We start from the raw sequence: 7516 nt of genomic DNA, 5'->3' as shown, positions 1-7516 counted from the left end.
CACCTCACACTCAATTTATTCTTGATTTTCGTCTTGTAATAAATTGTCCTCTAAAAAAAAGGATTCAGTGCCAGGCTTCCCCAGTTATTGTGCTGACGCCCTGTATATGACTCCATCCTCAAACACATAATAGATTTGACTAAGTATTGGGCTTTGCGCTATTTTGCACGCTTACCCATCTACTATGCCGAAGCAGGTTCACTTTCGTTATGTGCCATATACTTCCTATGACTTCCTTCAGACCCAACCGTTGGCCAGTTACGCCCTTGTCATTCGGATTTACTTCCCCTTAGTCAGGGTGTTTCCACTTTCTTTCAAGTGGACGGGTTTGCCAGCTTTGCTGGGCAAACAAAAAAAGGGAAGAACTAATGTTTTTCCCTTTTTTTATATTTTTAATCAAATTAGCTTTTACGCTAAAGCGTATACTTCTGTGGGTTATAACTATTTAAATTCTATTGGATATCTACTTTATTCTCTACAGAAGACTCACCCGTTGTTATTTGCTCAGAAATTTTACTTGGGTGAATTAATTCAATATATTTTTGATACATAGGCTCTACATCAATTTCGATTTCTCCACTTGGTTGACGTATCACTAAAGTAGCAGGCCTAGATAAAAAAGCCTCAATCGCATCATTGATTTCATCAAGCGTTAGGGTACTTAAAAAGTTCTGTCTAAGTTGCTGGTACTGCTCTAAAGAAATATCTACAATACCATTTTGTTGCGAGTGAATCCTGTTATCAATTAATTTTGACAAGTCAGTGTGGGCATAAGTTGCAAACAAATTAGCTAACTCTTGATTTTTAAGTTCTATGAAAGCTTTAAATTCATCTTCCTTAATGCCAGTTTCTTTTAAAGAATGCAATTCAGCAGAAATTTTAGTAAATTGAGGTGCTAAATTTGATGTGGAATTACTCAAATTAAGCCCACAAAGCTGCCTTTGGAATAAAACGCTGCATTCAAAACTTAATTTTTGTTTATCATTAGATTTTGAAGAAAGTTTCTGATTAATTCGTGTAAAAATTGCTTCTCGAGCAAGCTCTAAAAGCCATGATTTTTCAAGATCTTTCGACGCTGACACACTATTCCAGCTAGCATCCCAATAGAGTGTTAATACTGCTTGTTCTAATCCTGCTTGAGAAAAAATCATCGTACCACTTTCTAATGGTTGTAAAATAGCGGCAGGAGCGGGTTTAAGCCTGGTACCTGTTAATTCACCAAATGATTTATTTATAGTGTCTGCTAATATCCTCGCGTCGACTTTTCCAACAATATATAGATGCATCGCATCTGGAGTAAACCATTTTTGATAATATTCATCTAACTTATCTAATTCTATTACTGCTGGTTGTGCTAACACTGGATCAAATCCAACGAGAGATGAATTTTTTATTCTGTTTAACCAAAATCCATCTTGACTATTTTGTGGTTTGGCTGCGATTAATAATGCAGCATTTTCATCTAACGATTTGTTTAGTAACTCTGTACTAAGGCTATTTTCCTTCACTAAGCCGCCTAGCAAACCTATAGCAGATTTTAATGCCTCTGGTTGATTATTAGGCACTCGTAATGTAATGATAGTAGCATCATGTCCTATCGTTATCACAGGCTGAGGATTATCCTGTGTACTCGCGTTAAATTGATTTAATTGAATTAAGGGTAAACCATTTTCTTGCAATAGCGCTGCTTTAAATAAACTAAATAAAAATCCTTTTTCAGTTAAAGTTTCTGTTAATGAGCCGGTATTTAAAACAAATCTAATTTCAATAGGATCACTTGGCCGATGTGTTGCTTGTAATAATTGCCATGAAAACCCATTTTCAAGTTTTTGAGTTTGCCAAGCGGGATCTGCATTTAGTGGTTTAGCACTTAGGGGAGCAGATATAAATGCTAACAAGCTTACCACCACAGTAAAAAAAAACCGATAAGTAGCCTTTTGCTTGAGCATTTTTAGAAAAAACGCCCCTATTTTATCTGTCAATACTACTTTAGACATTTAAACCTCATTATTGATTTTATTTATTTTCAACACTTAGACTTGCTATAAAACAACATAGTAAATGATTTTCTGAGCTTAGATTTCCATTTTACTTATTAACGCACTAGTTTGCGTTCTTGAAAAGCAGACTATCAAAAAAGTATGATTTGTACTATCAAATTCCATCCTATTTTAGCAACAATAGTTGAATGATAACAGAATTTACTCCACAAAATGATTATTTCAGATTAATTCTATCAGAATATTAAACTGTGTATGGTATTTTAATCTAGTTCACAATTTAATTGATGATTAACCACACAATACCATTAAATTTGTCACATTAAAATCAATTACTGATTAAATTTCAAACGAAATTATATTTCTTTGCATTTTAATCAGCTTAGGGATTTAAGAACCTTAAACATATCAAAATAAATGAGACTTGATACTATAATCTACTATACCTTATACTTCCAGAATGATTCCATCTACACCCTTCTCTTTTGATATTGGACAAAAACTCAGCTTGCTTGGGTATAGATTACCTGTATTTGTTCACTCCGAGATAAATCAAGTCACCAGTACCTATAATACCTTAGCTAAAACATTAACAGATTTTGGTCAGACCTTCTGTTTCATTGATGCTGTTGATTTTAAACTAACTGATAAGATTAACAAGACACTTGGTGCTGAATCAGGCCACATTATCCTTGATGTTACACAAGGATTCGACTTAAAACTATTTATGACCCTGGCAGGTAAAATAAAAGCTGGGCATATACTATTTTGTTTGCTTCCAAAACTTTCTGATTATCTCAAAGAGATTGATAAAACGTCTTTAAATTGGATAAGCCATGCATATGATAAACCGCCACTTCCTGTCACTAGTAATTTATTTAAACAACATTTCTATAAAACAATAACAGGTAATTCACCAGGGTTTATTCTCAGCAATCAAACAGAACAAGCTTGGCATGATTTTTTTAGCCTTAAATCAACCTTTATCAATAATATTCATACGAATAATAATTGGCTGCCACCAACAGGAAAACTTAACAGCGAACAAGAATGTATATTTGGATCGCTCTGCACAGCAAAAAGCTCTCTTTATCTCATCAGTGCTATGCGCGGGCGTGGTAAATCTTTTCTGATCGCGCGTTTTTTTGAACATTTGGTTTCAAATTCCATTAGCGTTAAATACACTGCCCCCAAAAAGTCGCTACTTCAAACTAATTTTGATTCAATAGCGTACTTTATTGCACCTGACCAATTAAGCCTATTATGTGAACAGCAAAACTCACAAAAAATTGCGAAATGGCTTATTGTCGATGAAGCCGCTATGATGCCGATTGCAAAATTAAAAAAATGGTTACCATATTTTGAACATGTTGTGCTTACAACTACGCTTGAAGGTTATGAAGGCACTGGACATGGGCTTCGTTTAAAATTTATCAATCAGCAAAGTCATATTGAATTATTGCATCTGACTACACCTATTAGATTTAATCATAATGACCCTCTTGAGCTTTTAGCAGCCGATCTCTACCTAGCTAATATGCACTCACTACCATCCACTTATTCTATCAATCAACCGAGTAAATTGGACGATACTCATTCAATTTTGGTAACTAATAAAGCTTCAATTGAATATAAACAAGGATTTAAATGTGATGATCTTATTTTAGCTAAATCTCTTTACCTGTTTTTTGCTAAAATTCATTATCAAACATCCCCAAATGATCTAAGACGGTTATTTGATGATCCAAGTCAACATTTTTTCTACATTGAAAATAATTCATCAGCATCACTTTCATTAGAAGACAAAGTTGCTGCCGCAGCTTGGGTCATACATGAAGGCGGTGCGAGTTATGACCTAGCAAATGCTATTTGGATGGGTACCAGACGCCCACAGGGTAACCTTGTTGCTCAATCATTAGCGATTCATGCAGATAGCATGATTATGCCAACTTTGATAGGGTTAAGAATAAGCCGTATTGGTGTATCACATAACTTAAGAAGACATAAAATTGCATCAAATTTAATCGAGTCAATAAAAATATTTGCGTATAAGAAAGAATATGACTATCTATCAGTCAGTTTTGGATATGAGCCTCACTTAGTAGCCTTTTGGGCTTATCATGAGTTTAAACTTGTTCACGTAAGTCATAAAGCAGATGCAAGCAGCGGCCAATTAAGTTGCATGATGATATTTCCGATATCGACTCCAGCAAAAAATGAAACCAATAAACTAGCACTTGATCTGAGCAAACTACAATCATTATTAACTCACTTTAGTGAAATAGCACCATCTACATCTCTTGGAATCAGAAGTGCTTTGCTAAATACCCTTACAAGCAATAAATACATTACCTCATTAGAACGATTGATTGAAAAAAGTGCCTTTAAAAAACATAAAGATGTTCTGCAAAATTTATGTTTTGATAACCGGCCAATCTTCGCATCATTAATTGGGTTTGCTTGTCATGGCCGTTCATTTGAGGCTTCAAGGATTGCACTTAGCATATTTTTGGAACACTTAATATCAGATGATAATTTAGACCTATATAATTCGCTTAATGAAGCACTATCACAACCAAATCCTATAAACAAAGATCAAACAAGATACTTAAAAGACATATTAAAACAACACCTTAAAAATAAAAACCTATTGCATTTCAAAATATAAATTCACGGTAAGACCATTAAATAACAACAGCCCCTAGTTATAATGAAGCAAGACAAAAATACTAGCTAAAAAATCAATTAGTTAATTAAATTTGCAATATTGATTTGAGTTATAATGAACTCGGTAAACAGACTTAAATGCTGGTATAAAAAATGCCTATAGATTTCAATTAAATCATTTTCTATTTTTTAAGAGTAACGATGGAATTTTATCATAATGACTCTTTATCAGCCTTGTGCTTGGTTTAGTGATATCTACAAAATTATAATTTTAAATTTATTTTATGTGTACTATAAAGAGGTTACACACTTATAATATGAATTCGTTTAGGAACAAACACAAATAGAGAGGATTTATCTCTTTTAACTGTTACCGCGCATATAGATAAAGCCATACATAGTGCGCTAAATGTAATTTAAAACAGATTTGATTAACTATTAGGAGTCGATTTTAATGAGAGATCTGTATTCAATTTTAATATTAGGGATGATGGGGATACTACTTTATACTGCTATAGTTATGTCTTTTCCTTCGGCTAGTCGAAAATCGAGCAAAAAGCAATTTTTAAAGAGTGCACCGATAAGAAAAGTAACTAGCGCTGAATTGCGAGATTTAGCACAAAATCATTTCTTTGCAAAGCACACGTTCAAAAGAAAATTATCTAAAGCTCGCCTTAAATCGGATGATGTGTTTTCATTAAAAGGCGAATATACTGTCATTCGCCAGACACATAATAAACAAGTCACCTATATTCATACTATTAATAATGTTGAGGTTATTTTACCTTTAGATGCCGAAGAGTGTATTCATAATCACAAACCAGCATTAACTTTATATAATAAAGATGAACTTATTGAATCTGGTGAGCTTGAAACTTTTATTGATAAAAATGGTCAAACGCAGATGCGATTAGTGATGAATTTAAATGCTGAAGTAGTTGTTAATTCAAAAAACGAAATTGTTGTTATTTCACTTAAAAATAAATTTGACCTAGTGAGTGCGGTAGAAAGAGCTAAACAATTTCAAGTTAATCATGCGAATTTTTTAAAAGGGCGTAAAGGCAGTTACTACAATGAAAGGGGCAAAACACTTGTTTATGAATTACTTAATCAACGTGATGAGACGCCAACAGAAATACAAGTGCGTAATGTGATAACAGGTTGCGCAGCTGGATTTTTATATCTACTAGCAGCAATTCTATGGCTAATTGCACTGTATCTCTCATTTGAAAATAAAGTTGCAATCATACTCTTGTTCAGCAGTGGTGTAGCTGCGCTGATTTTTGGTATGATAGTACATTATCGTTATAGAATAGTACCATCACCGTTAAAAATTAATCGCTTACGCGGTGCGTTTAAATATGCTTTAGAGGTTGATGCCAATAAAAATCATAATTATTCAAAATTTATTGGTGATCTTTCGTTCTCACTTCACAAAGTATTAGATAAAGAATTTGACCGCCGTTATCACATAGGTGATACTATTGATATCGAACTTTATGCCGAAACAAGAAAAGCGATTACCTTGTCTAATTTACTTACGGTTGATCAACTTTTTAAAAAATTCCCACCTATAACACTATTAAGGCATGTTTCATTGTCCATATTTGGTATCGTAATTGGTTTAATGGCTTTTTTTGCACCGATGAGACTCTATGAGATTTCTACGACAATTAGGGAGTTTTCTACTAATCCCCCGTTAAACCTTTCCGCTGATGTATCTATCGAACAGCTAACTAATCAGTTAAATAAATTGATTACATTTAGAGGAACAGCTTATTGCAAAGGCATTAGCGTAAAGCCACTAGAATCTCACCGATGTATAAATGTTAAAATTTTGTTTGACCATGACCCGCGTGAATCATTTTTAGATAAACAAGCAAATAGCCTTGCTGAAGTACAAGAAACTATTGAACGTGCTTTTAGCGGTGGAATTCAATTAAAGTCTACTAATCTATTCGAAAATGGATTACAAATAAAAGAGAGTCCTATTATTGATGGTATTTTCACTAATCCAGAAAACTATCGTTCTATGTTAAAACACATTTATGAGAATTTTAGCTCGATCTATGAAACACAAGTTACTTTCAAAGGTCAATTAAAACAGATTATCCACAATCCGGATGATCAAACCAACCCACTAACTCTTAGCGTTAATTTTGATTATCAAACGATTGAGATCGGACAGCTGCTCGCTGCAGTTAGTTATTTGTTAATGTTACTATTAACCACATATCTATTATTATTTCATGGAATATTATGCTTAGTGCGTTACTCTAACTACACCAAGCATCAAGCAGACCTGAAACTCTTTTTAGATAAACTCTAAATTTTGCATGTGTTAGGAAGAAATCCGCTAGCTGTAACACCCCTACGGCTACGTACATAATCCCACCGGTTGGATCGATTCATTAGGGTTGATTTGTGGGGATTGTTATGAGTTAAATAAATCTAATAAAATAATTGATAATGCTAAAAATGGAAAAGTTAGAAGTGGAAAAGATTATCATGGACGCCTAAGTCATGAGCTCCCCCTATGTCACACTACTTGTCCATTGATAACTTAATCATAATAAGGACAGACAAATGAGTAAATTTACCGTAGAATTCAAAGAAACAATTTTGACGAAATTATTAGATGGTGATTATACAAGCATCACAGCATTAGCCCAACACTATAACATCTCAAAAAGCACACTTTATAAATGGCAAACTGAGCTTAAAGCAGGATCGAATGATAACGACATGAAAAATAAAACAACATCTAAAAAGACAAACAGTAAAACTAAATCACCTATCCCTGTTAATAAGCTCTCTGAAGCGCAGAAAAAACTCAATATCATCATAGC

4 protein-coding genes are annotated in these 7516 nt (G+C 33.6%); 3 read left to right on the top strand and 1 reads right to left on the bottom strand.

The window, feature by feature from the left end; translation table 11 throughout:
* Positions 1 to 452 precede the first annotated feature (452 nt).
* Positions 453 to 1997 carry an insulinase family protein gene (locus tag BMW37_RS14620; RefSeq protein WP_093322712.1) on the bottom strand — a complete coding sequence of 515 codons (1545 nt, stop codon included), beginning with the start codon at positions 1995 to 1997 and terminating at the stop codon, positions 453 to 455.
* Positions 1998 to 2460: 463 nt separating this feature from the next.
* Between BMW37_RS14620 and BMW37_RS14615 the strand changes: the two genes are divergently transcribed.
* The 3 genes from BMW37_RS14615 to BMW37_RS14605 form a co-directional block, all read left to right on the top strand.
* A complete protein-coding gene (locus BMW37_RS14615) occupies positions 2461 to 4668 on the top strand; it encodes a tRNA(Met) cytidine acetyltransferase TmcA domain-containing protein (RefSeq protein ID WP_093322709.1) in 2208 nt (735 codons plus the stop codon).
* Between the two features lie 453 nt (positions 4669 to 5121).
* Positions 5122 to 6996: a hypothetical protein gene (locus BMW37_RS14610; protein ID WP_093322706.1), complete on the top strand. Its 1875-nt coding sequence runs from the start codon at positions 5122 to 5124 to the stop codon at positions 6994 to 6996.
* A 257-nt stretch (positions 6997 to 7253) separates the two neighbouring features.
* Positions 7254 to 7516, top strand: a 263-nt coding sequence (locus BMW37_RS14605; RefSeq protein WP_143047689.1) for a transposase, incomplete at its 3' end; no start/stop codon positions are given.

Origin of the sequence: Thorsellia anophelis DSM 18579 (assembly GCF_900111395.1) — a bacterium.
GTDB classification, from domain to species: domain Bacteria; phylum Pseudomonadota; class Gammaproteobacteria; order Enterobacterales; family Thorselliaceae; genus Thorsellia; species Thorsellia anophelis.
This window is presented reverse-complemented; position numbering and strand designations above follow the sequence as displayed.

Coding starts and splice junctions, on each gene's coding strand:
- BMW37_RS14615 (WP_093322709.1), top strand. CDS start 2,461: ATGATTCCATCTACACCCTTCTCTTTTGATATTGGACAAAAACTCAGC.
- BMW37_RS14610 (WP_093322706.1), top strand. CDS start 5,122: ATGAGAGATCTGTATTCAATTTTAATATTAGGGATGATGGGGATACTA.
- BMW37_RS14620 (WP_093322712.1), bottom strand. CDS start 1,997: ATGTCTAAAGTAGTATTGACAGATAAAATAGGGGCGTTTTTTCTAAAA.